This is a genomic window from Wolbachia endosymbiont of Folsomia candida, from assembly GCF_001931755.2.
GTDB lineage: Bacteria > Pseudomonadota > Alphaproteobacteria > Rickettsiales > Anaplasmataceae > Wolbachia.
In genome coordinates this window covers 963,929-988,714 of sequence record NZ_CP015510.2, presented here as the reverse complement: position 1 = coordinate 988,714, position 24,786 = coordinate 963,929, and the positions used below count along the sequence as shown (strand labels likewise).

Below are 24,786 nucleotides of genomic sequence, written 5' to 3'. Positions count from 1 at the left end.
TATAAATAATAAAATGCGCTTTTGAAGGAACTAAATTCCACAGCATACTGAAAACCGTTACTGAGAAACATAAGTACAACGCTCGATATGTAAAGATATCCCGTAAAAAGGAATAATTTCACAGCTATATCTTTGAAACTGCTTAATACGTAATTAAATAACCTTAATTTATAAAAAAGCGATATCATTCCACAATTTTAATGGCTGGGATGGAAGGATTCGAACCTTCGCGTGTCGGTATCAAAAACCGATGCCTTACCACTTGGCTACATCCCAATTACTAAATACTATGCACATCAATAACATTATTAGCCCAATTAGTAAAAGACTTATTTGCTTTTTCAATTGGTATAACCAAAGCAGCAGGTTGATCATAAGAGTGCATTGCTTCGATTTTTTCTATAACTTTGTCAACTTGATCACTTTTGCTTTTCATAATTGCAACTACTTCAGAGCTATTATTTATTTTACCTTCCCAAAGATATATGGAATGTACTTCAGGAAATGTATTTACACATAGAATGAGCCTATCATTCAACAATTCTTCAGCAACGACCTGAGCTTCCTCAAAATTTGAAAAAGTTGTGTAAATCAAAACTAAACTACTCATAGCAGCAATATAAACGCTTAGTTATTATAGTTTACCAAGAATTATTCATCAAGGGAAAATAGAGTAGACCTTGTGAGCTTTTGCACAATAAGGTCCATTTTCATTATTCTTCAGTTTTAAGACGCGCTAACGCGCTGCGGCCATGCAAATAGTCAAGATTTTTAACCTGACTAGCCAATATTAAAGAGTTATTTTTCAAGTATTTTTCTACGAGCTTTGCAAGCCTTTTTGGATTGTTTAAATAACTCCACTCCGCTTGTAAAACTTTTATATCGCTTTGTACTGAATTAATCTCACTTTTTATTTTTATTAGCTCTCTATTTAATGATTGAACATATAATTTTACCTTAAATAGTCCTATAGTGCTGAAGAAAAATACTACTATCGAAACAATGCAGAAAGTTTTCATGACAGCCTTTCTATAGCTCTTAACTTTGCTGAGCGTGAACGTGGATTTGCATTTACTTCTTCCTCACTTGCTTTTATTACTTTTTTATTCAAAAGAGAAAACTTCTTACAATTAGCAGATTTTGGCTCACATAAGTCCCTAAAAAAAGTTTTGACTATACGATCTTCCAAAGAATGAAAGGTGACAACAATTAATTTACCGTTCTTATTTAACATGTCAGATGCAGCTTTAATACCCTTTTCCAGTTCACCGAGCTCGTCATTTACCCATATTCTTATTGCCTGAAACGTTCTGGTTGCAGGGTCAATTTTACTTTTTCCACGAAACACCACAGAGCGTATAATTTCTGCAAGCTCAAATGTAGTTTTGATAAGCTTTTTCTTGCGTGCATTTACTATCGCTCTTGCAATTTTGCGAGAATGGCGCTCGCCGCCGTAGTTATATATGGTATTTGCAATCTCTTCTTCACGCAAAGCATTGACAAACGTTGAAGCGTTTATATGAGAAGAATTATCCATGCTCATATCAAGCGGACCATCGTGCAGAAATGAGAATCCTCTATTTCCATTATCGATCTGCATAGATGAAACTCCGATGTCAAAAACTATTCCATCCACACCGCTTGATGTCATTCCAGTGTCAAGTACTGGGATGACTGAAGGTTGTCCAATTCCGCTTAGTATGCTTTTAATGTTACTAAATTTTTCAATGAATAGTTTTATTTTATCTGGGTATTTTGCGCTCAGGTCATCATAAAATTTAGTAACAGTTTCATCTCTATCAATTGCATATACTTTGCAATCGGCTGAAGTCAATATACTGTTGCTGTATCCACCAGCTCCAAACGTAGCATCTACATATAGCCCGTTATTTTGTGGTGATAGTAGTGATAGCATTTCTTTTAGTAAAACTGGAGTGTGTGTCATCCAAGTAGCCCAAAAGGTGTCATCTGAGTAGTGGACACTTGGATCCAGTATTCACATTTGTTATCCAAGTGCGTTTCTCCCATGTCATCCCAGTGTGTGACACTGGGATCCAGACGTAAAAATATTTGCAAATTATGCAATGGATACCTGGCTTTGGGAGTGTATGTTAAAAGTAATGTCCATAAGATAGATCCCAGTGTCACGCACTGGGATGACAACCAAATCACCTTTTTATTTGTGTATGTAGATTTTCTTACCAAAACATGGTATCTTACTGGAATATAAGGGTAATAATACAAAAATACTAAATATAGTCAATAATATAAAAATTAAGGTTTAGTATTGTTAATATTACATTTATGTAATGTTCACATTTTTTTTGTATATAATGTCAAATATGTTATAGGGAAATTATGAAGCAATGAAGCAAGTAACCAAAGTAATACTATCAAGTTTGATCTGTAACACTTTATTGTGGTATGACCACATGCTTTTTGGTCACTTAATCAATATAATTGGCAGTATATTTTTTCCATCGGATGATCAATTAACTAGTGTATTAAAGGCTTTTGGAGTGTTTGCAGTAGGTTTTCTAATGAGGCCAATTGGAGCTGCTATATTTGGTCACATTGGTGATAAGCATGGAAGGAGAGTTGCTTTATTGATCTCAATCATATTGATGACTCTATCAACCGTCTTAATTGCTTTTGTACCAGGTTATGAAAGTATTGGAATACTCGCATCAATACTGGTAGTTTGTTTAAGGTTGCTGCAGGGTATATCTCTTGGTGGAGAAGCAGGAAATGCGCCATTTTTAATAGAACACGCTCCAAAAAATAAAAAAGGATTTTTTGGAAGCATCGAGGTTTTAAGCGCAATTTTAGGGTCAATATTGAGTCTTATAGTGGTATTAATATGTAAGAAAGTATCTGATTTTGAATCTTGGGGATGGAGACTACCTTTTATCTTTAGTTTAGCAATGGGATTAGTCAGTATATATATGAGATATATACTTGATGAAAGCCCGGAGTATAAGAAACAAAAAAAAACATCCACACTGCCACTAAAAGAGCTGCTGAGCAACTATAAAAAACCTTTTCTGATATCAGTCGGAGTGGATATAGTTGAAAATTCATCTCTTTATATATACCTAGTATTTTTCAATGTGCTTACGGAGAAAATGTCAGTAATAAGTGGTCATTTTAACCACATAGTGGAAATACTTAGTCAAATCACGCTCGGAGTATTGACAATATTGTTTGCAATACTTTCTGATAGAATCGGAAGAGAAAAAGTTATGAAATTTGCGTTTATATCTTTCATAATAGTGAGCTACCCAGTTTTTTCAATGTTATGTAGTGGAAATTATTTGCCAACTATCATAGCACACGTTCTTTTTATAATTCCAATAGCTGCATCGCTTGGTCCTGTTAGTGCGTTGATGTGTGAATTATTTCCAACAAAGGTGCGCTATAGTGGTTTTGGTTTATCAAGAAATATAGCTGCTGGATTTTTTGGTGGTCTTGCTCCGTTTATATGCACAACAATTATCAAAATTACAGGGCAAGAAACTTCAGCTAGTTTCTATATGATCTTCTGCGCATCAATTGGGCTAATTGCTATATTGCAGATTAAACAAAAAGAAGAGTATTCTTCAAGCCATTCTAAAAACCCCAATTCTGGATTAGGGATTAAAAAAACAGAAGAATATCAATAGGCCATGTGAGCAAAATTTATACAAGAGGCATACTCAAGGGACAATTATGTAAAATGTGCGATGTTTGTTTTAAATAATTCATAAAATGTTTACAATATAGCAGTAAATGTTTACAATATAGCAGTACCAGTGTTTCAAAATTGACATGAAAATTGATCCTGTAGAGCTAACTAAGAAATTGATCTCCTTTGAGAGCATAACACCAGGGGATGGCGGGGCAATAGAGTATATAGCAACAATCCTAAAGAACAGTGGTTTTGATTGTAAGATTTTAGAATTTGGTGATGGAAAAGCTAAAGTTAAAAATCTCTATGCAAAACGTATAAATGGAGCGCCAAATTTATGTTTTGCTGGGCATGTTGACGTTGTGCCGCCAGGTGAACTAAAGGATTGGATATCAGATCCATTTAAGCCAGAAGTCAGAAATGGAATGTTATATGGAAGAGGGGCAGCTGATATGAAAAGCGGAGTAGCTGCGTTTATTGCTGCCATGGTAAACTTAATTTCAGAAAAGTTTCAATTTAGTGGCTCAATAAGTGCATTGATTACCAGCGCAGAAGAAAGTACAGAAGAATATGGAACAAAAGCAGTTTTAGAATGGATGCAAAGCAAACAAAAAAAGATAGATTACTGTATTGTTGCTGAACCAACCAGCAGTGACAAACTAGGTGATACTATAAAAGTAGGCAGAAGGGGATCTGCAACATTTGAACTCATGTGTTACGGAAAACAGGGACATGTTGCTTATCCAGATTTAGCTGATAATCCGATATATAAAATTATATCTATATTAAGTAAAGTAAAAAATACTACCTTTGATAATGGTAATAAATATTTTCAGCCTTCAAATTGCGAAATTACTACTATAGATGTTGGAAACAATACTGGCAATGTAATACCTGGAGCAATTACTGCACGTTTTAATGTTCGATATAATAATGAACAAACGCCAGATGGTTTGTATAAGCTTATTGATGGAATTTGCTCCAGTGTCACTAATGATTACAAGCTTTTTATGCATAACAGCAGAGACGTTTTTCTGTCTACTCCAGATAGAAATACTGATATTCTGCTTGATGCGATAAACAAAATTACCAATGTTGATGCTATGCTAAGCACAAGTGGTGGCACATCAGACGCTGCATTTATAAAAGACTTTTGTCCAGTGATTGAATTTGGTATGATCAATAAAACCGCACATCAGGCAAATGAATGTGCAAGAGTAAATGATATACACAAATTAACAGCTATATATAAGGAATTTATAGAAAATTATTTTAATCCAACAAATAGAGTGGTAGGTCAGATTAATGTAATAAGCAATATATCTGGTGGTCCATTATTAGCTTAGCTGCAGATAAGCTCTGGTGGTATTTTAAGTGTTTATAAAAAACGTGAAACTCTTAATGATCTTGTGTTATTAGATTTTTATGATGATAATGGATCAAGTAATATTTACTAAAGATGACAGCAGAAAGCTTTGCAAAGACTGCAATACAGAACAATTTGTTGGTGTGTTTTCCAACAGAAACAGTGTATGCTTTGGCATGCAATGCTCTGAGCTCTGAGGCAATAAAAAAAATATATGAGATAAAAAAGCGCTCTTACAATAAACCACTCTCTATATTTGTGCGCAGTATTCACGATTTGGTAAAAATAGCAAAGGTAAACGCAGAATACGTTGATTTAATAAAGCACTTTTCTCCTGGACCAGTTACATATATTCTACCGCTTAAAAGTAATAACGCGTTACCAAGCGAATTCTTTAAAGGCAGTGTAGGTATCAGAATTCCTAATCATCCAATTGCAATTTCAATATTAAATGAACTAAAAATTCCAATAGTTGCAACAAGCATAAATATTTCAGGAAAAAAGAGTATATGCAAGGCAGGTGATATACCTCAATCTATTAAGCAGCATTTATCTGCAGTAATTGAAAGTGATGAATTAGTTTCAGGTATAGAATCAACTATTGTTGATTTAACTGGAGACAAAATTAAAATTTTAAGGGAAGGTGCAATTTCGCTGCAAGCAGTAGATGAATCACTTTTAAGCTATAGAAAGAAATATGAAAAAAGTGATAGGTCATAATCAAGCTAGAAAGAAATTAATGAGCAACTTATCTGTTCAATCTTGGCTAATCTGTGGCAAAAAAGGTATAGGAAAAGCAACGCTTGCAAAATCTTTTTCTAATTGGTTACTTGTAAAAGACTGTGGTTCGGCAGCATTGGATTTACACATTGCTCAAGGCGATACAATCGGAATAGAAAAAGTCAGAGAAATGAAAAATTTTCTGCACTTAAGCCCTATCCAGTCAGAATACAAGATAGCTATAATAGATAGCTTGGAAGCGATGACCAATAACGCTAAGAACGCTATATTAAAAATATTAGAAGAGCCGCCGAAAAATTCTAAAATATTTATAATTAGCCATAATCCATGCGATATACAAACCACTATTCGTTGCAGGTGCTTTCAGCTAAATTTATTGCCGCTCACTTATGATGAAACAAAACAAATTGTTTCTTTACAGTGTGAGTTTGACGATGAAATATTTAATGAGATCGCTACTCTGTTTCCTGGAATGCCAGGGAGGATAATAAGCGCAATGAATAAGAACACTTATGAAGTATATAAAAGCTTTTACACATTCTTTCACAATTTAAACGACCCGAGTGCAATTAACAAATTAATTAATAGCGAAATTGAGCTGGAATTGGCATCTCATATAGTTCAGAGTTTTATTTTAAAAGGTATAAAGAAAGATCCAAATAATACTGAAACTTTGCTTAGCCAATGGGAAAAAATAGATCAGCTTTTTGCATCTGCAAGACAATTCCACTTAGATAAAAAGCATGTTTTGGCTAATGCAATCAATATCATAAGCCCTACAACAAAGCAAGTTGCCGATAAAGCCTGGTAAGAAATCCAAAACCCAAAAACTATTTACTTATTAATTGATTTGTCAGCTATGTCTTCTTAAGAACAATACACCTCTTCATTCCTGCCAAATCATATATGTATTCCTGAAAAGCTAATTCGAATGAGGGTATTATTTTATCAATGTCATTTTGATCTTCACCTATTTCCAGTACCGCAAATCCATTTTTTTTAAGGCACTTTTTCAATATTGGGAAGATACTTAAATAACAACTTAAACCATCAACGCCACCATCAAGAGCAAGTCTCGGTTCTTTTTGGACTTCAGCTTGCAAGTCTTTCAATTTACTTGTTTTGATATATGGAGGATTGCTAATTATAAGATCAAATAAACCTATGCATTCTGTCCACGAGTTTGGAAGTATTTTAGCTCTGCTAAGTAAATCATGTTTTTTGATATTCTGGCATGCAACTTTATATGCTTCAAGACTCTTTTCAAAACCAACACCAACAGCATATTTATACTCATTCAGCACGGATATCAACAAACAACCTGTACCTGTACCAAAATCAGCAATTTTTAGCTTCTGCTCTTTGTTTTGGTAATATTTTAGTACTGTTGATATTAGTGTTTCACTATCTGGCCTTGGATCTAAAACATGCTGATTCACTATAAAGTTACCACTCCAAAATTCACGATTGCCTATTATTTGTGATATTGGATATTTTTCAGTTCTTTTTTTTATTAATTTCCAAAATAGAGATTCCTTGTCTATTGGAACATGATTAGCGTGGTTTATAATTATGAATGACCTTTCCACACCAAGTACGTGCTGCATAATGATTTCAGAGTCCATATATGGCGAATCAATTCCGCACGATGATAATAGTTTTGATCCATCTTGGATTAAAGCACTAATAGTTTTCATTATTACTGACTAAACAAATAAGATACATTACAGGCATGCTTCAAAAGTTTAAAAAAGTTTTACCAATCAACTTTTTTATCTTCTGTTTTAACTTGTAGTATAGATATTAAACTAACCAGTCCACATATGGTAAGATAAATACCTGCTGCAAATTTTGTCTCAGTTTTTTCTATTAGGAACATGCATATGGACGGAGAGAGACCACCAAAAATCCCTGCGGATATGTTATGTGCAAGACTAAGACCAGTGCACCTAACTTTTGTTGGGAATAGTTCGCAAACAAGAGAACTATATATACCAAAAGATGCAGCTATTGGTATGCTTATCAACAAATACGTTGGCGTTATAATGTAGTGGTTATCATGAGATAATAGTGAAAGCACAGGTAAGCTAACGCAAGATAAAACTATTAATATAGGAACCATCACGTTTTTTCTTCCAACTTTATCAGAAAGCATTGCAAACAGCACTGCAGAGGTTCCAAATATAATTTCACTTGCAATCCTTACTGTATTTTTAATATCAACACCCAACAAGGTAAGTTCTGTTACAGATATGTTGTAAAACATAATCATTGAATAAACAATTGCATTTTGGGCAATACCAAGTCCAATTGCTATCATAAACGGTCTTTTATAGCTTTTGATCAACTCTAAGAATGGTGAGCTGGATAAGCTTTTATTTTGATTATGTATTTTATATGCTAAACTTTCTTCCATTATGTATCTTGTAAAAAAACCTATTATGCCCATAATAAAGCAAAAATAGAAAGGCAGCCTCCAGCCCCAAATCTCGTAATTTTCGCCTGTAAATTCTTTACAAATACCAAGCATTATAAAACATAAAATTGAACCAAGCGCTCCACTAAAGGCTTTCATACTACCTAAAAACCCAAGGTTTTTTTTATCACTTGAATGTTCGATTAAAAAAGCTGTATTGATACTTGTTTCTCCACCCATTGCCATCCCTTGTGTGATTCTGCATAACAAGAGTAATATAGGAGCAAGGATGCCGATTTCTTTATAGCCTGGTATAATTCCGATTATTGTTGATGATATTGAAACTAATATTACAGAAGTAAGCAAAACTTTCCTTCTGCCGTACTTATCTCCAATGTAGCCAAAAATAAATGCACCAAGTGGTCTGAATCCAAATCCAACTGCAAAGGTACCGAGAAATTTGATTGTACTTAAGTAATCACTTTCTGATGGAAAAAAAATGTTACTTATTATATGTATCAAAACTCCAAATAGAGTGAATTCGTACCATACTATCATGTTGCAAATTATACTCGATAATATTGCTTTTTGCATGTCAGTCATAATCTTTCGATTTGTCATAATTTAATATGCTACTATTAATTGGAATATTTGTCTATAAATGGTCACCATACTAATAAACTTCTTTTGAAATTATGCTACCTTGGTTTTATTTTGTGTAAAATAGTTTCAAAAGAGGCATAAAATTTAATCTGTTATAGAGAAAAATTTGTCAGCATATGAATTTTTCATAGTATTCAGTGTATCATAATCTGTGAAATCTAATTTTACTGGAGTGATAGTAATAAATCCTTCTTTGATTTTACCAACGCTCCCACTTCCAGAGTGTTCTCGAGACCAATTTAAATTAAAAGATCCATTAGAATTTTCAGTGAAAGTTAAATCACCATCAATATTATATTCACCTTGTTCAACAAACTCTACTCCTTTTACTTTTTCTGTAGCAGGGAAATTTACACTCATTACGATATTTTTATCCCAGCTAACCTCGACTAATTTGGCAATAACTTTTTGTGCAAAAGCCTTTGTATTGTGCCAGTTTATCTCATTATGATACACTTGGCTTAGCGCAATAGAGGATATAGATCTAGCAGCGCCTTCCATTGCAGCACCAATAGTGCCTGAATAGCAAACATCATCTCCAACGTTTGATCCGATATTTACTCCAGATAATATTAAGTCTGGCTTTTTATTCATAATCTTGTTTAGTGCAATAATGACACAATCTGCAGGAGTGCCAGAAACGCTAAACTCTCTTTCACTATGTTGGTTTATCAGAATAGACTGCTTCACTGGATAATCAAGAGATCTTGCTGCTCCGCTTCTATCGGTATCTGGTGCTACTACCCATATTTCGTTTGCAAAATTTGATGCAATCTCTTGCAGTAGCTTTATCCCTTCACTTTTAAAGCCGTCGTCGTTTGTTATTAACACTATCATATAAAGAATTCCATTATTTAGCTTATTATCGTACCACATCTAATTGAAAATAACAGCAGACCTATTTCAAAATTTGATTTCTGATGGTAATTTCGTTGTTGATCTTGCTTTTCATTCAAGTAATTCATTGCGAATTATATAAACAATTGCTCTTATTACACTTAAAATGTAAAATGATTTTACTTAAATAAAATAAAACTAGCATCAATGAAAAATATAAGGAATTTTGCAATAATAGCGCATATAGATCACGGTAAGTCAACGCTTGCTGATCGTTTGATAGAAGAATGTAACGGTCTTGAGGCAAGAGAAATGACAAATCAGATACTTGATTCAATGGATATAGAGCGTGAACGTGGTATTACGATTAAAGCACAAACTGTTAGGCTGAGCTATACAGCCAGCGATGGTAATAAATATTGCTTAAATCTTATGGATACTCCGGGACATGTTGATTTTTCATATGAAGTAAGCCGAAGTTTGGCTGCATGTGAAGGTTCACTTTTAGTGGTAGATAGTAGTCAGGGAGTTGAGGCGCAGACTCTTGCAAATGTATATAAGGCAATTGACAATAATCATGAAATAATAGTTGTACTTAATAAAGTCGATTTGCCTGCTGCAGATCCAGAAAAGGTAAAAATTCAGATCGAAGAGGTAATCGCTATTGATGCAAGTGAGGCAGTTTTAATATCAGCCAAAACTGGGTTTGGGATAAAGGATGTGCTTGAAGCGATAGTAGCAAAACTTCCAGCTCCAAAAGGTGATCCAAATGCGCCACTGCAAGCAATTTTAGTTGATAGTTGGTATGATACTTACCTTGGAGTGGTAATTTTAGTGCGAATTAAAAATGGAGTGCTAAAAAAAGGCATGAAGATTGTTATGATGTCGAGTAATGCTACATATCAGGTGGATAATATAGGTATCTTTACTCCTAAAAAAGTAATGACTGGTGAACTTTCAGCAGGTGAAGTTGGATTTATCACAGCTTCAATGAAGGAAGTAGCAGACTGCAAAGTTGGTGACACTATTACTGAAGAAAAAAGGCCTTGCAGCGCAGCACTACCAGGGTTTAAAGAAGTTCACCCTGTAGTATTTTGTAGTATTTTTCCTAATAAAACTGATGATTTTAAATATTTAAGAGAAGCACTGGAAAAATTACATTTGAATGATGCAAGTTTCACTTTTGAAGCTGAAACTTCAAATGCGCTTGGATATGGATTTCGCTGTGGTTTTTTAGGAATGCTACATTTAGAGGTTATTCAAGAAAGACTCGAGAGAGAATTTGACTTGGATCTAACGGCAACTGCACCGAGTGTTATATACAGAGTGGCAGTACGAAGTAGCGAAGTTCTTAGCATTCATAACCCAAGTGATATGCCAGATCCAACTAAAATTGAAATGGTGGAAGAGCCATGGATTACTGCAACAATTATGGTTCCTGATCAATATTTAGGTGAGATCATATCTTTATGTGAAGAGAGAAGGGGAGGGCAGGAGGATTTGTCATACGTTGGTAATACAACAACAGCATTATTAAAGTATAAGCTACCATTATCTGAGGTCGTCTTTGACTTTTATGACCGTTTAAAATCAATTTCCAAGGGATATGCGAGTTTAGATTGGGAAATTTCAGGCTATCAAGAAAGCCAAATAGATAAGTTAAGCTTTTTAATTAATGGAGAACCTGTTGATGCACTGGCTTGTATAGTTCATAAAAGCAGAGCTGAAAAAAGAGGTCGTGAAATATGTGCACGTTTACAGGATTTAATACCGCGCCAGCAATATAAAATTGCAATTCAAGCAGCAGTTGGTGGAAAAATTATTGCGAGAGAAACAATCAATCCATATAGAAAAGATGTAACAGCTAAACTCTACGGTGGGGACGTAACACGAAGGATGAAGCTACTAGAAAAGCAGAAAAAGGGTAAAAAGAGAATGCACTCTGTAGGAAATGTAAATATTCCACAAAATGCCTTTATTCAAGCTTTGAAGTTAAGCGATTGAATAATTCTATATATCTTCCATTAATACGCTAATTATTTTCTTGACTGATGTAATTGATGTGTCAATATATGTGAATGTTAATAAATAGTTAGGTAAAATTATGAATAAAGAAATTAGTAAAAAAGATAAGCAAGACTTTTCTGAACATACAAAGAATGGTGAATTCAATAAAGCGCTAATGATTGTATATCGTTTGACTGATGGGATAAAAATTACTCAAACAGTGGAATATAAGGAGGCAAGAGAATCTTTTCTGGAAGGCCTCACAAAAGGTGATCTTGAACTTTGTGTTGCAATGATTCAGCAATATCCTGATGTTTTTAATAGAGAAAACAAGTTGGAATTCATAGATAACCATTATCAAGGCGAATCAAAACGTGAAGTTGATGATGATTTTGAGTTTGTAGAAAAACCTAAAGTGGAAAAACCTAAAGTAGAAATATCTAAAGAGGGACTTGATCTTCTAAGTGAGGAACTAGATGAGCTTGATATTTCTCGTCCGGATAATGGACCAAAGAGATAATATTATAAAGGAGATATAGCCTGAGCTACGTCATACCGCTGCAGTCTACTAATAAGCAGCGGTATGTCGAGGTTTTTCGATTATTAATCAGTAAATCTTACCTGTCTTAGCTATACAATATTTTATTACTTTTTCAATGTTTGTACAATTGTAGCCAAAGTCCATAGGATGACGAGTAGTGGTTGGCTTTCTATTATACCGCAGACTTACACTCAAAGCAAATCACTTGACCACGTGGAACTGATTTCAGCTCATCTGTTGAAACTTGACTTGAGCAGAATATACATTTTATCTTGTCGCTTGGAGTGAGTGATTTATCAACAGCAACTCTATCATCAAAAACAAAGCACTCACCTTCCCAATTACTATTTTTATTATGCGTTTTTTCAAGGTAAGAAAGAATGCCTCCTTTAAGATGATAAACATTATTAAATCCAAGTTTTTTCATATATGCTGTTGATTTTTCACACCTAATTCCTCCAGTGCAATACATAGCAACTTTTAGGTCTTTACTTTCAGAAAATGACTTTGCCCACTGAGGAAAGTCTCGAAAATACTCGATATGTGGATTAATCGCATTTTTAAACTTGCCGAGCTTCACTTCATACTCATTTCGTGCATCTATTACTAAAACATCAGATCCAGATGTAAAATCATCCCAATGTTCTGGATCAATGTATTCGCCTCTTTGAGATGGATCAAGACCACGTACATCAATGTTGGAGATTTCTCTTTTTAATCTTACCTTCATCTTGCTAAATGGTTGATATTCCGCTGTGCTTTCTTTCCATGCAAGATCTTTTAGCCTATAATCAGAACGTAGAAAGTCAAATGTTCTATTAATTGAGCTTCTTCCACCTGATATAGTTGCGTTTATGCCTTCTTCTGCAAGGAGGATAGTACCTTTCAACTCTACATCGTCACATGTAGCTTTTATCTCGTCTTTCATGTCATAATAGTTAGAAAGCTCTACAAAATGGTAAAAAGTTGCAATGACAAAACTCATAGTATTTTCTTTACAGATTTAAAACATAATATATACGAAATTGTAAGAATGTTCAATAGAGGAGCTGCAATACGCAAAATTACAAGACATTTATTATATGCATAAAATTAGACGTTCGTACAGCTACGCGTTCCATCAAGATATTCCTTGATTTTTTTTAAGTCTTCCCAAGCTAAACGTTTTTGCATTGGTTGGCGTAACAAGTAAGCAGGATGAAATATAGCAGATGTAGTAATTGGATTGGGTAAATATTGGTTAGTATATGTATGAAATTTCCCACGTAAATTCGATATGGTTTTTGTATTGTCAAGCAGGCTATAGCATGCGATTCCTCCAACTAAAACTAAAATCTGTGGGGAAATAAGCGCTATATGCTTTTCTACAAATGGCCTACACATGTCAAGCTCTAGGTTTGTTGGCTTTCTGTTACCAGGTGGGCGCCAAAATACGGTATTGCTTATATAAACTTTAGTGCGATCAAGGCCGATTGCATTTAGCATTTTGTCGAGCAACATTCCGCTTGCACCACAAAATGGTATGCCTTTTAGATCCTCATTTGCGCCTGGTGCTTCACCAACAAGCATAATTTTTGCATTTGGATTACCATCGGAAAACACGGTATTAGTTGCAGTCTTTTTTATTTCACAACCCTCAAACGATTTAACTGCATTTCTTAATTCATCCACACTATTACATCTACTTGCAAGTTTTCTTGCTTCAATTATCCAGTCACTTGGAAAGAAATTTTTTGGTTCTTTGTCAACTTTGGTGTCATTCCAGCGCGTGACGCTGGAATCTACATCTTCATCTTTTTTTTCTGGATCTGAGTAGTCTGCTACTCGGATGACAGATTCAATAGGTTCACCGGACTGCGCAACACTATTATCTTCCTCTTCACCTTCTGTTAGCGTACAATCAACACCAACTTCATGATAAAACTTTAGTAACTCCAGATCATCCTTACTCATATTGCTTTTTAATTTTTTGTGCCTTTTTCATGGCCATATCATACTTTAATTTAGATAGATGTCTAATATATAATATGCCATTTAAGTGATCTAGTTCATGTTGAATGCACCTTGCAAGCCAGCCACTTGCTTTCATCATTTGCTCCACATTATCTAAGTCTTTATATTTCACAGTTAAGTACTTTGGACGTTTAATCTCGTGACTCTGTTCTGGAATTGAAAGACACCCCTCTGTAAGCACTACTTGCTCTTCGGACAATTCTGTAATTTCTGGATTAATCATGCAAAAAGACCCTATTGATTGATATTGAGGTTCTTCATCTTGATATTCCTGTGGTATGCGTGTAACGAAAACTCTCTTCAAGACCCCAATTTGCACTGAAGCAAGACCAAAACCATCTGCATACTCCACAGTTTCGAACATGTTGTTTACTAATTCTTTAATTTTATCAGTTATTTCTGTTATTTCACTTGCGCGTGTGACTAGTCTTTCATCAGGAGCAATGACAATTGGTAATTTAGGCATAATATATTTGGCAGAAAAATCTTAATTTTATGTTTTATTTTTTCTTTTGTCCATAATTTAGGGTATATTAAAGTGTTGCTGTATTTTTATAATAGAAATATAAATTATTTAAAGGAAGCTAGAATTTGAATGAGTAAGGTTAACCAATGTACTCTGCAGTAATAGTAAAGCCAAAGAGAAGCGTTTTTGCTGTCTTAGATATAGGTACAACAAAGATTATCTGTCTAATTGTTAAAATGAATAGCAACTTTAGCTATAAAATAACAGGAATAGGTTACAAGATTGCAGAAGGCGTAAATGCTGGATCAATCACTGATGCTAAACATGCGAGTTACTCGATTTCATCAACCATAGGTTTAGCTGAACAAGTATCAGACGAAACAATAGACCAGATATATGTTAATGTTGCTGGATGTAGCATCTCATCTTTTAATGTATATAATGAAATCATCGCTGCTCATCATGAAATTTCTGAACGAGATATAAAACGTGTAGTTTTTCAAACATTTGAAAAATATATTGAAGAAAATGTTATTATTCACAATATACCATTAAAGTATCACTTAGATGACATGACTGATATAAAGGAGGTTAGTGGGCTCTATGGAAAAAGATTATCTGCTGACGTTAATGTTGTCACTGCTTCACGTCCAGCACTTACCAATATTGAAAACTGTATTAGCAGTAATGGTGGGTTAAATATGGCAGGTTGCATTGCTTCTTCATATTCTGCAGGTCTTGCTTGCCTCAGTGAAGATGAAAAAGAGCTTGGAACTGCTATTGTTGACATAGGTGGTGGGTACACTGCAATTGGAATCTTCAAAAGAGGAAAACTTGTATATGCAAACGGCGTTCCAATTGGTGGAATTCACATAACAAGAGATATTGCTTACGGATTATGTACAAGCATAGAACATGCAGAGCGCATAAAAATACTATATGGTAGCACTATTGTAACTTCGATAGATGAAAACGAGCACATTACAGTGCAAAATAATGAAAATGATGAACCTACTCAAGTGTTAAAATCTGAGCTTATCAATATTATAAGACCAAGAGTTGAGGAAATACTTGAGATGGTAAGAGACCATTTTCAAGAGCAAAAAGATCCAATTAATAAAGTAGTGATCACAGGTGGCACCAGTCAGCTCACAAGCATAAAAGAGATTGCAGGCTATATATTTAATAAACAAATACGAATCGGATACCCAGAACCAGTAAATGGCCTTGATGGAGAATATGATAAAAATCCGGTATTTTCTGCTGCAATAGGTTCTATAAATCTAATAATTGAAACTTTTTATAAAAATAATTCTGGTATGCTGAGTCAAGATGGTAAAATAAGTAAGCTGTACCATTGGGTTAAATCGAAAGTCACAGTTTAACCTTACCCATTACAAAATAAGCCTCCAACTTTAACTGCTAATTCAAGAACGTATAAAATAGGAAAATTGACTTTTGTTTATCGAATATGATATACTAAATTAGTAATTAATGTGAGGCAAATTAAATGTTATCTTTACTCAATCCTTTTGCAATCAAGCGCATTTGGTCTAGCTATGATAGGGAGCTTTGCAACTATATGCTTCTTCAGAAGAAAGATGATTATCAATGCTATCACTATCTAGATGTTATAAATTTATTTTCTCGATCATACTTCACTAGTGCTAACAAAGAATTATTAAAAAATTTAATTACTGCGAAAGTAAGCATTAGTGATATTGACGCATTATTTTCTGACCAAGAGCAAGTTGATAGGTTAAATAGCGTTAACCAAAATCTTCTTAAGTTATTAGTGAATAAAGAGGTCACCATAGGTTATGCAGGTTATACCAGTTCAGTTTGTTTTTCGTTATTTGCATTCACAAGCATTTTGCATTATGCATTTAATCTTGATCTATTTCGTACTCAAGAGCAGGTTGATAGATTAAATAGTATTGATCTTACCTTGCTAGAATTCCTTCTAGATAGAAAAGTTATAGATAGTAATAAGAGGCTTAAGAGTAGGTTTTTTGTTCTACTATCAGAAAAAGAAATCATTGATGGCCTTAATAATGTGAATTTTGACTTATTCAGCGCTCTAATTGATGGTATTATTAAGCAATGTCACTCAAAGGAGTATGAACATTATCACGGTGATAATTTAGTGAACAGCGATGTATTCTATGAGTTTCTTGCTTTTTTCAAGACTAAAGAAAATGTTGAAAAGTTTAATGGTATTAGCTCTAATTCGCTTGATGCTTTGATGAGCTATGCAACTATACCTAAAGGCATTATACTTAAATCGAAAAGAACTCTTAATTATTTAGAGGAAAATAAAATAAATGATCTGCGCGGAAGAGAGTCAACTAGAATTTGGTTTGAGTTTCAAGGCACTCTTAGTATAATAAAAAGCTTTTTTATTAACTTAACTAAAGGAGAGATTGAAAACTTAAATAAGTTGAGTGGTGCTAATCCTGCTTTGTTAAAGTTGTTTCACAACAAAGGAATTATAGGAGGAGCATTTATTGAAATTTTCGAAAATGAAACAAGATTTGATAACCTTAATCGTATTGATGCAAATTCAATTAGTACTTTAATTGACAGTATTATTGATGAGCTTAACTTAAGAGAGGTTGATAAATTAGCTGAAGAAAACCTAAATTATGGGTATAATCCCATATTATGCTACTTAGGTAAAGTTTTCACTATTTTTGACATTAAAGAAAATGCTGAAAAGTTTAATAGCATGAATCACGAGCTAATTAATGTCTTGGTTAATGTTGCTACAAGAAAAGCTGTAACAATGCGAAACTTATGGAGTTCTTATGAAGGTGAAGAATGTGACAAGTATTATAGAACTTGTAGTTATCTACAACACACAGTTGATTTAATACGTGAGCTTTTTCCTCGTCTTACTCAAGATACTATTAATACATTAAATCTTAATTTAGATTTACTTAGGGCTTTGATTAATAAAAATATAGTGCAAGATATGCAAGATATATTGCATTGCTTTAAGGATAGAGAACAAGTTGAGATGCTATGTAATCTTGACCTAGATTTAGTTAAAACTTTACTTGATAAGCAGATAATAAGATATAATCTCATAAATTACATAGTTAACACTAACGCCATATTTGTAGTGCGTAATGGTACACGTGGAAGAGAAAGCATATATAGAATAGATCGCAAAGGTAATAGCTTATATACAATTCTTTCTCTTAAAACCATAAAAGTTCTTGTTGATACAGAAATCATAAAAAGTTGTGATGATATTGAATCACTTTATACGACTATATCTGATATTAAAAAGGAAGTTAGTGACCTTGACATTATTGGCTGTGATTTGCTTGAAATCTTAATCAGCAAGAGGTTTATACAAAATATTAAAGATATAGGTGAGTTATTAAAAAAAGAAAATCTTATAACAAATATACAAAATAGCCCTTTCTTAACTAAAATAATATTAAATATGGAAGGCTTAATAGAGGTACTGGGTACTAGCGGTATAATAGGTCTTATAAATAATCCTAAATACATAGAAAATTCAGGATGTCTTGTAAGAAATTGCAAGTTAGCTTTAGCATTGTTGAGCAAAGGGATCATCGAAAATATAACAGTTGATTATTTGTTTGATAGTGAAAGAATAATAAATGATCTTAAATATGGTAAGTTTCTTAAGAATGTTGAATTGACTGATAAAGGAAATAATACAACAGTAACTATGGACGATGTAATTGATGGTGTATTTATAGAAAGTCAAAACGTGGAAAGGGAAAGTAGTCCAATGCCAAAATTAAAGGATCTTTCATTAATAGAATTTACTAAAACGATACCTTCTGTAGGAACAAGAAAGACTTAAAGTAAAGAGTAATACCAATTTTTGGGTAGCAACGTGAATACCTTAATGCTATCCTTAAATTTATTACTGAGCAGTTCTTGATACTGGAATTTAATAAATTTATTTATACTATAGATAATAAACTAAAATTCCTTATTTTTCTTGGAAATTAGAGACTTGAAATATGAGCATAACTATACACTCACAAGAAGATTTTGAATTTATGCGCAAAGCTGGAAAGCTCGCTGCTGAAACGCTAGATTTCATTGCACCGCATGTAAATGTAGGAGTAACAACTAATGAATTAAATGACTTATGTCATGACTTTATTATCAAAGCAGGTGCAATTCCAGCACCACTAAATTACAAGGGATATCCCAAGTCAATTTGTACTTCAAAAAACGCTGTTGTATGCCACGGTATCCCTGATGATATACCGCTTAAAGATGGAGATATTTTAAATATTGATGTCACAGTGATCTTAAATGGCTGGTATGGTGATACAAGTCGTATGTTTTGGGCTGGTAAGCCATCAATAAAAGCAAAACGCTTATGTGATGCCACATACAATGCATTAATGGAAGCAATAAAACAAGTTAAACCTGGAAATAAATTAAATGAAATAGGGCTTGCTATAGAAAAGTATATTAGTGACTTTGGATATTCTATTGTGCGTAATTATTGTGGACACGGCATAGGAAAGGTCTTTCATGCTCCACCAAATGTAGTGCACTTTTATGATAAAGATGAAGATGTGATTATAAAAGAGGGAATGTTTTTTACAATAGAGCCGATGATTAATGCTGGAAAGTGTGAAACATTGCTCAGTAAATTTGATGGCTGGACTGTAACAACGCGTGACCTTTCACTTTCCGCTCAATTTGAGCACACAATTGGAGTCACAAAGGATGGCGCTGAAATATTCACATTATCGCCTAAGAATTGGCATTTTCCACCATTCTAAAACATACACATTCTACTACATGATCAGCATTGATATTAAAATGCTCATACAGTGTTTTATAAGGTGCAGATTCTCCAAAACTTTTCATGCCAATAAATATACCGTTTAAACCTATATATTTATGCCAACCCATTTCGCTTCCAGCTTCAATTGCAACTTTAATGCTGTTATTATTCAATATTGATGCTTTATAATCATCACTCTGCTCATCAAAAAGCCTCCAGCATGGCATTGAAACAATCCTCACGCCTATACCTTTTTCCTGCAATTTTTTTCCTGCCTCAACTGCAATTTCAACTTCGGATCCTGTAGCAAATATTGTAACATCCAATTGTCCTGAGTATTCACATAAAATATATGCACCGCATTTTGATAAATTAGCAGATTGATCAACACTAAAGTGGAATTTACGTACGTAATTTAAATTTTGCCTTGAAAGCGCAAATAGTGCTGGGGATTCTTTTTTTTCTAATGTGATACTGATGCACTCTAAAGTCTCAATCGCATCTGCTGGTCTAAAAACATACAAATTTGGTATTCCGCGCAAGGAAGCCAAATGTTCCACAGGCTGATGAGTCGGCCCATCTTCACCAACACCAATTGAGTCGTGAGTCATAACATAGATCACCTGTTGTTTCATCAAAGCTGAGAGACGTATAGCAGGGCGACAATAATCGGAAAATACTAAGAAAGTTCCACCATAAGGAAGGATGCCACCATGAAGTGCCATTCCGTTCATACATGCTGCCATGGCATGCTCTCTTACACCATAGTGAACATAAGAGCCATTATAATCACTGCTATTTATTACCTGCATGTGCTTATATTTTGTGCAGTTTGATCCGGTAAGGTCAGCAGATCCACCGATAAGTTCTGGCATAGACTTTGTTAAAAGTTCCATTACTCTTCCAAAAGAAGATCTGGTTGCTTCGTTTGGCATTAACTCATGTATTTGTTTCTTTAGGTCAGCCAAAACACTATTGATATTATCTGGTAAGCGCTTATCGAGCCTTCTCTGAAGCTCTTCATCTTTTTCTCTAGATTCCAGTGTCACGCACTGGAATGACATCTTCTGTTTTGTTCTTTCAACAGTTTTTTTCCATTCATTTTTTACATCTGCTGGTACATGAAATGGTTCATAGTCCCAGTTTAATTCTTTTCTCATTTTTACTATGTCTTCCTCTGTAAAAGCACCACTATGAGCAGAGGATGTGCCAGCGCGGCTTGAAAATTTTCCGATAATGGTTTTGCAGCAGATAAGCGAAGGCTTTGTGGATTTTTGCGCTTCTTCTATTGCAAGTGATATAGCATTGAAATTGTGTCCGTCAATTTTGTTAACATTCCACCCATACGCCAGAAAGCGTTTTTCTACATCGTCAGAGCAGGAAAGGTGAGTAGCGCCATCTATAGAGATATCATTATCGTCAAAAAGGGCTATGAGTTTATTTAATTTAATGTGCCCAGCAAGTGATGCTGCTTCATGGCTTATTCCCTCCATAAGGCATCCATCACCCAGCATTACATAAGTGTAGTGATCTATTACATTATCACCAAACTGCTTTTTAAGTATTGACTCAGCAAGTGCCATACCAACAGCAGCAGCAAATCCCTGTCCGAGCGGACCTGTTGTTGCTTCAACACCTGGAGTAAGGCCAAATTCTGGGTGACCCGGAGTTTTGGAGCTGAGTTGCCTAAAGTTTTTTATCTCATCTATGCTGATATAACCTGTAAGATATAATATTGAGTATAAGAGCATTGAACCATGGCCGTTTGACAAAACAAAGCGATCTCTATTGAACCATTTAGAATCATCAGGGTTATGATTTAGATACTTAGCAAATAAAACAGTTGCAACATCTGCCATTCCAAGCGGCATACCTGGGTGCCCAGAATTTGCTTTTTGTACTGCATCAATTGATAAAAAACGGATGGCATTTGCCATGGATTCTAAAGATAAATGATTCATGTATTAATAAAGAAATTTGAAAACGCAAGTATAAGGCATTACACCAGCAAAAACAAGTTGACAGTGAATGCTAAAATACTTAATAATCTAGAGTTGAATCGTGAGAATTTTTATATGACAACCGTTATCACTAGGAAGTATAGAATTAGCCGTAGGCTTGGTATAAATTTATGGGGTAGGGCTAAAGACCCAGTAAATAAAAGGAAATACCCTCCAGGTCAGCACGGTAGCCTTGGGTTTAAGAAACTATCTGACTTTGGTAAGCAGTTTGCTGCGCATAAGAAATTTAAGTTTTACTACGCAATCTCAAGTAAGCAACTGAGGCGTACGTTTTTAGATGCTTATAACAGAAAAGGTTATACGGCTGATAATTTTATTGGTATTTTAGAATCAAGACTCAGTTCTGTTTTATACCACTCTGGTCTCGTGCCAACAATTTATGCAGCAAAGCAACTTGTATCTCATAAGCATGTTACAGTTAACGATAAAGTGGTTAATATATCAAGTTATCGAGTGAAGCCAGGTGATATAGTCAAAATAAGGGAAAGAGCGGCAAAAATTCCTATAGTAGTAGAGGCTGCAGAAAAACAAGAGCGTAAAGCTCCGGATTACTTAGAAGCAGATGCTCAGCAGCATTCAGTAAAGTATTTGAGATCCCCTCAATACTCTGAAGTTCCTTACTCAGCAGACATGGAAGTTAATTTAGTAGTAGAATTTTACTCTAGGTAAATAAAAAAAGCCCGTGTGGCGGAATCGGTAGACGCAGCGGACTTAAAATCCGTGGGTTTTGCGACCTTGGGAGTTCAAGTCTCCCCATGGGCACCAACTTAATTTTGAAATAAACGTACAGAAAAGTATGAAATGGCTTGATATAGAAGACATCGCAGAAGCACTGGAAGAAAAATTTCCTAATGAGGATATAATGAGCATCAGGTTTACTGAACTTAAAAAAAAGGTTTTGAGTTTAGAGGATTTTAACGACGATGAAAATCGCTGTAACGAAAGAATACTTGAAGCTATTCAAGCAGCTTGGATTGATGAAAGGTTGTAAAAGTAGCCACCGCGTTGCTGTGGCTTTTATTTTATAAATCAGTATATCGTCCTAGTTCATTAACTTCCGTTCTTTCTTCATTGACTGCCTCTCCCCATGATGTACTACATCTTGGCGGATATATTGCACTCCTATTAGTACTTTCTTGGGGGTTACCAAGTGCTGTGTGTTTCTGACCTGCACTTTGATTACTTGCACTAGCTAAATGATCTAATGTTATTATGTAACTTGATAGACCCACTTTGTTACTACTAGTTTGTGATATTTCGTCACCGCTAGTTTGCGATCTTTGTTCTGATAATTGAACATTATATTCACCTCTACGCCAAGGCATAGCTGACTTAAAGAGAGTAGCGATAAGATTAAATAAGTTGCTACATTTTTTAATAAATTTCATATTTTACTTCGCTAATTAATAATATAATTAAATTATAAACCATATTATTCAATGTGCAATTGAATGCGATATCTGTTATTAGCAATAATATCACGTATTAATAGAAAATAAATATTTTAATAAAACTGATTTGAATATGGTTATTTGATGAACTTTCAAAGTGTGTGATACTCAAAGAGAGCTATTAAAGTTGCTTGGATTAACGACAGATTGTGATTTGTAAAAGGTAGCCACCGCGTTACGGTGGCTTTGTTGCATAGCTAGGGAGAAAAAAGCTGGAAGTTACTGACTAAATTCATTATAAAATGGCCATTTAACCGCCAAAGGAAAAATATGCCAGTCAAAATGAAAGTCAGTAACCAAAGTGAATATAACAAATTTCTTCAAGAAAGGGGAAATATTTTTCATTACATCAACGACGCCATTGAAAATTGGCACGAAAATAGACCAAAAGTAGCAGGTGGCAATAATATTTACACCGATAAAGTTGTGATTTTAGTTCATATAATAACTTATCTATTTAGGATTGGCCTGAGGCAAACGGTAGGATTTATAAAAGGATACCTCGAGCAAATAGGAAAAAGCCTACAAGTCATCAGCTATTCACAGGCCTCAAGAAGATTTAAAAAACTGAATATTAAGATTAATGACAACAGGGTTGATAAAAATAATATGGAAAATATTGAAATTGCTATAGATAGCACTGGTATTGGCATCTATAACACTACTGCTGGCCATAACAAAAAAAATAATGAAGTGAGACAATACAGAGGGAGAGAACAAGCAAGAAAAATGCATGTAATGTTAGATATAAGCAGCAAAAAAGTTATGGATTTAAAATACACTGAACTATATTATCCTGACCACTGGGCAGCTAGTAAGCTGATGAAAAATGATTATGGTAAAATAGAAACGTTATATGCAGATGGTGCATATGACAGAGCCATGATTTATCAGCAATGCTACAAGCTTAGAATAAAAACGAAAATACCACCAAAAATTGATGCAGTAGAGCATCAGAATTTGGATTATATGGCCCAAAGAAATACTGCAGTTAGGTTAATAAGATCGTTTGATGGAGATACAATAGAGAAAATAAAGCAATGGAAAAAGGAGGTAGGATATGGAAAAAGATCCTACATAGAAGCATTCTTTTCGCGATTAAAGCAAATATTTGGGTTTAGTTTTAGGAATAAATCTGAGGTTAATCGTGAGAAGGAACTGCTACTCAAGTGCTATTTGCTGAATAAATTTACTGATATAGGTATGGCTACATTTGAAATGGTTGCATGAATTTTTGTAGCTTGCCTACTGTATAATGTGCTATGCAACAAAGCCATTCTGCTCCTGGAAATGCATCGTAAAATATTAACGACAATCTTTCCTTAAGAGCTTTTGGCATTTCCGAGTCGTTTAACGATTTAAACTGACCTAAAAATTCACACCACTCTTGCCTCATTTCTTGAGCTTTGTCAGTTTTATATGCACCAGAACCATTATTGCCAAAGACAGAATGGAGCAAGCAATTTCCATCTCCCACAGTGTTAAGTGTTGTAACTACTTGATTGCCAAAAACCTTACTCCAATCGTACTCTAACCCTAATCTTCTACTTTCTGCTTCTGCTCTATTCACTATTTCTTTTTCAGAAACATCTTGTCTGCCATCAAACAACCGACTTAAAGTCTTGAAGATTTTCATCAAAATAGTTTTTAATTTAAAATCCCCTTCACCATTAATTGTTTTCGCTTTGATTTTTTGTAAGTTTTTCAGATCCATAACATTTACCTTGTATATATAAGCTACTTATCATTGTTTAATAAGAGTATTAACTAATAGTTAATTAATTAAGTATAGCAAAAATTTTTAA

At 34.2% G+C, this 24,786-nt stretch carries 25 protein-coding genes and 2 tRNA genes; 13 read left to right on the top strand and 14 right to left on the bottom strand.

From position 1 onward, the window contains the following. Positions 1–201: 201 nt before the first annotated feature. The 5 genes from ASM33_RS04470 to ASM33_RS08380 all read right to left on the bottom strand — a co-directional run bounded on the left by ASM33_RS04470 (position 202) and on the right by ASM33_RS08380 (position 2,205). Positions 202–276: transfer RNA gene (locus ASM33_RS04470), tRNA-Gln, on the bottom strand. Positions 277–280: 4 nt separating this feature from the next. Beyond that, positions 281–610, bottom strand: coding sequence for a divalent-cation tolerance protein CutA (cutA, locus tag ASM33_RS04465; RefSeq protein ID WP_110410196.1), 330 nt, complete (start codon positions 608–610; stop codon positions 281–283). 103 nt (positions 611–713) lie between these two features. Next, complete coding sequence (gene ftsL, locus ASM33_RS04460) at positions 714–1,019, bottom strand: cell division protein FtsL (RefSeq protein WP_110410197.1); 306 nt, start codon at positions 1,017–1,019, stop codon at positions 714–716. Next, positions 1,016–1,945, bottom strand: a complete 930-nt coding sequence (gene rsmH, locus ASM33_RS04455) for a 16S rRNA (cytosine(1402)-N(4))-methyltransferase RsmH (protein ID WP_110410198.1) — start codon at positions 1,943–1,945, stop codon at positions 1,016–1,018. Before rsmH ends, ftsL begins: the two co-directional genes overlap by 4 nt. Next, positions 1,942–2,205: a hypothetical protein gene (locus ASM33_RS08380; protein ID WP_157956379.1), complete on the bottom strand. Its 264-nt coding sequence runs from the start codon at positions 2,203–2,205 to the stop codon at positions 1,942–1,944. The genes rsmH and ASM33_RS08380 overlap by 4 nt, the downstream gene beginning before the upstream one ends. Before the next feature lie 161 nt (positions 2,206–2,366). Here ASM33_RS08380 and ASM33_RS04450 point away from each other — a divergent pair, with 161 nt between their 5' ends. The 4 genes from ASM33_RS04450 to ASM33_RS04435 all read left to right on the top strand — a co-directional run bounded on the left by ASM33_RS04450 (position 2,367) and on the right by ASM33_RS04435 (position 6,585). After that, the gene (locus ASM33_RS04450; protein ID WP_110410199.1) at positions 2,367–3,662 is read left to right on the top strand and encodes an MFS transporter; all 1,296 of its coding nucleotides are present in this window, start codon (positions 2,367–2,369) and stop codon (positions 3,660–3,662) included. A 145-nt stretch (positions 3,663–3,807) separates the two neighbouring features. After that, a complete protein-coding gene (dapE, locus tag ASM33_RS04445) occupies positions 3,808–5,013 on the top strand; it encodes a succinyl-diaminopimelate desuccinylase (protein ID WP_110410200.1) in 1,206 nt (401 codons plus the stop codon). Positions 5,014–5,126: 113 nt separating this feature from the next. Then, positions 5,127–5,753: an L-threonylcarbamoyladenylate synthase gene (locus tag ASM33_RS04440; RefSeq protein WP_110410201.1), complete on the top strand. Its 627-nt coding sequence runs from the start codon at positions 5,127–5,129 to the stop codon at positions 5,751–5,753. After that, a complete protein-coding gene (locus tag ASM33_RS04435; protein WP_110410202.1) occupies positions 5,731–6,585 on the top strand; it encodes a DNA polymerase III subunit delta' in 855 nt (284 codons plus the stop codon). Before ASM33_RS04440 ends, ASM33_RS04435 begins: the two co-directional genes overlap by 23 nt. 46 nt (positions 6,586–6,631) lie before the next feature. Here the strand turns inward: ASM33_RS04435 and prmC are convergent, their stop codons facing one another. From prmC to surE, 3 genes are all read right to left on the bottom strand, one after another. Continuing rightward, complete coding sequence (prmC, locus tag ASM33_RS04430; protein WP_110410203.1) at positions 6,632–7,471, bottom strand: peptide chain release factor N(5)-glutamine methyltransferase; 840 nt, start codon at positions 7,469–7,471, stop codon at positions 6,632–6,634. Between the two features lie 59 nt (positions 7,472–7,530). Further along, a complete protein-coding gene (locus ASM33_RS04425) occupies positions 7,531–8,793 on the bottom strand; it encodes an MFS transporter (protein ID WP_110410204.1) in 1,263 nt (420 codons plus the stop codon). A 144-nt stretch (positions 8,794–8,937) separates the two neighbouring features. Then, positions 8,938–9,690: a 5'/3'-nucleotidase SurE gene (gene surE / locus ASM33_RS04420; RefSeq protein ID WP_110410589.1), complete on the bottom strand. Its 753-nt coding sequence runs from the start codon at positions 9,688–9,690 to the stop codon at positions 8,938–8,940. Between the two features lie 207 nt (positions 9,691–9,897). Here surE and lepA point away from each other — a divergent pair, with 207 nt between their 5' ends. Together lepA and ASM33_RS04410 are read left to right on the top strand one after the other, a co-directional pair. After that, complete coding sequence (gene lepA / locus ASM33_RS04415; RefSeq protein ID WP_110410205.1) at positions 9,898–11,694, top strand: translation elongation factor 4; 1,797 nt, start codon at positions 9,898–9,900, stop codon at positions 11,692–11,694. 100 nt (positions 11,695–11,794) lie between these two features. Then, entirely contained in the window at positions 11,795–12,217 is a 423-nt protein-coding gene (locus ASM33_RS04410; RefSeq protein ID WP_110410206.1) for a hypothetical protein, read from the top strand. A gap of 193 nt (positions 12,218–12,410) precedes the next feature. Here the strand turns inward: ASM33_RS04410 and trhO are convergent, their stop codons facing one another. The 3 genes from trhO to def form a co-directional block, all read right to left on the bottom strand. Beyond that, complete coding sequence (gene trhO / locus ASM33_RS04405) at positions 12,411–13,223, bottom strand: oxygen-dependent tRNA uridine(34) hydroxylase TrhO (RefSeq protein WP_110410207.1); 813 nt, start codon at positions 13,221–13,223, stop codon at positions 12,411–12,413. A gap of 107 nt (positions 13,224–13,330) precedes the next feature. Then, positions 13,331–14,191 carry a uracil-DNA glycosylase gene (locus ASM33_RS04400; RefSeq protein WP_110410208.1) on the bottom strand — a complete coding sequence of 287 codons (861 nt, stop codon included), beginning with the start codon at positions 14,189–14,191 and terminating at the stop codon, positions 13,331–13,333. Further along, positions 14,184–14,717 (bottom strand): peptide deformylase, encoded by a 534-nt coding sequence (gene def / locus ASM33_RS04395; protein ID WP_110410209.1) that lies wholly within the window; start codon positions 14,715–14,717, stop codon positions 14,184–14,186. Before def ends, ASM33_RS04400 begins: the two co-directional genes overlap by 8 nt. A gap of 146 nt (positions 14,718–14,863) precedes the next feature. Here def and ftsA point away from each other — a divergent pair, with 146 nt between their 5' ends. The 3 genes from ftsA to map all read left to right on the top strand — a co-directional run bounded on the left by ftsA (position 14,864) and on the right by map (position 19,504). Beyond that, positions 14,864–16,102, top strand: coding sequence for a cell division protein FtsA (ftsA, locus tag ASM33_RS04390; RefSeq protein ID WP_110410210.1), 1,239 nt, complete (start codon positions 14,864–14,866; stop codon positions 16,100–16,102). A gap of 125 nt (positions 16,103–16,227) precedes the next feature. Then, positions 16,228–18,561 (top strand): hypothetical protein, encoded by a 2,334-nt coding sequence (locus ASM33_RS04385; RefSeq protein ID WP_110410211.1) that lies wholly within the window; start codon positions 16,228–16,230, stop codon positions 18,559–18,561. A gap of 163 nt (positions 18,562–18,724) precedes the next feature. Next, a complete protein-coding gene (gene map, locus ASM33_RS04380) occupies positions 18,725–19,504 on the top strand; it encodes a type I methionyl aminopeptidase (protein ID WP_110410212.1) in 780 nt (259 codons plus the stop codon). Here map and tkt read toward each other — a convergent pair. Beyond that, a complete protein-coding gene (gene tkt / locus ASM33_RS04375; protein WP_110410213.1) occupies positions 19,476–21,470 on the bottom strand; it encodes a transketolase in 1,995 nt (664 codons plus the stop codon). The genes map and tkt overlap by 29 nt on opposite strands. 114 nt (positions 21,471–21,584) lie before the next feature. Between tkt and rpsD the strand changes: the two genes are divergently transcribed. From rpsD to iscX, 3 genes are all read left to right on the top strand, one after another. Next, positions 21,585–22,199 carry a 30S ribosomal protein S4 gene (gene rpsD / locus ASM33_RS04370; RefSeq protein WP_110410590.1) on the top strand — a complete coding sequence of 205 codons (615 nt, stop codon included), beginning with the start codon at positions 21,585–21,587 and terminating at the stop codon, positions 22,197–22,199. A 9-nt stretch (positions 22,200–22,208) separates the two neighbouring features. Further along, positions 22,209–22,295, top strand: a tRNA-Leu gene (locus tag ASM33_RS04365). 31 nt (positions 22,296–22,326) lie between these two features. Beyond that, positions 22,327–22,521, top strand: a complete 195-nt coding sequence (iscX, locus tag ASM33_RS04360) for a Fe-S cluster assembly protein IscX (RefSeq protein ID WP_110410214.1) — start codon at positions 22,327–22,329, stop codon at positions 22,519–22,521. Between the two features lie 31 nt (positions 22,522–22,552). Here iscX and ASM33_RS04355 read toward each other — a convergent pair whose 3' ends face one another. Further along, on the bottom strand, positions 22,553–22,855 hold the full coding sequence (locus tag ASM33_RS04355; RefSeq protein ID WP_157956378.1) for a hypothetical protein: 303 nt from the start codon (positions 22,853–22,855) through the stop codon (positions 22,553–22,555). Positions 22,856–23,251: 396 nt separating this feature from the next. On the opposite strand from ASM33_RS04355, the gene ASM33_RS04350 reads away from it, so the two are divergent. Continuing rightward, positions 23,252–24,211, top strand: coding sequence for an IS5 family transposase (locus tag ASM33_RS04350; RefSeq protein ID WP_110410216.1), 960 nt, complete (start codon positions 23,252–23,254; stop codon positions 24,209–24,211). Here ASM33_RS04350 and ASM33_RS04345 read toward each other — a convergent pair. Then, positions 24,189–24,695, bottom strand: a complete 507-nt coding sequence (locus ASM33_RS04345) for a hypothetical protein (RefSeq protein WP_110410217.1) — start codon at positions 24,693–24,695, stop codon at positions 24,189–24,191. The two genes, ASM33_RS04350 and ASM33_RS04345, sit on opposite strands and share 23 nt — an antisense overlap. Positions 24,696–24,786 lie beyond the last annotated feature (91 nt).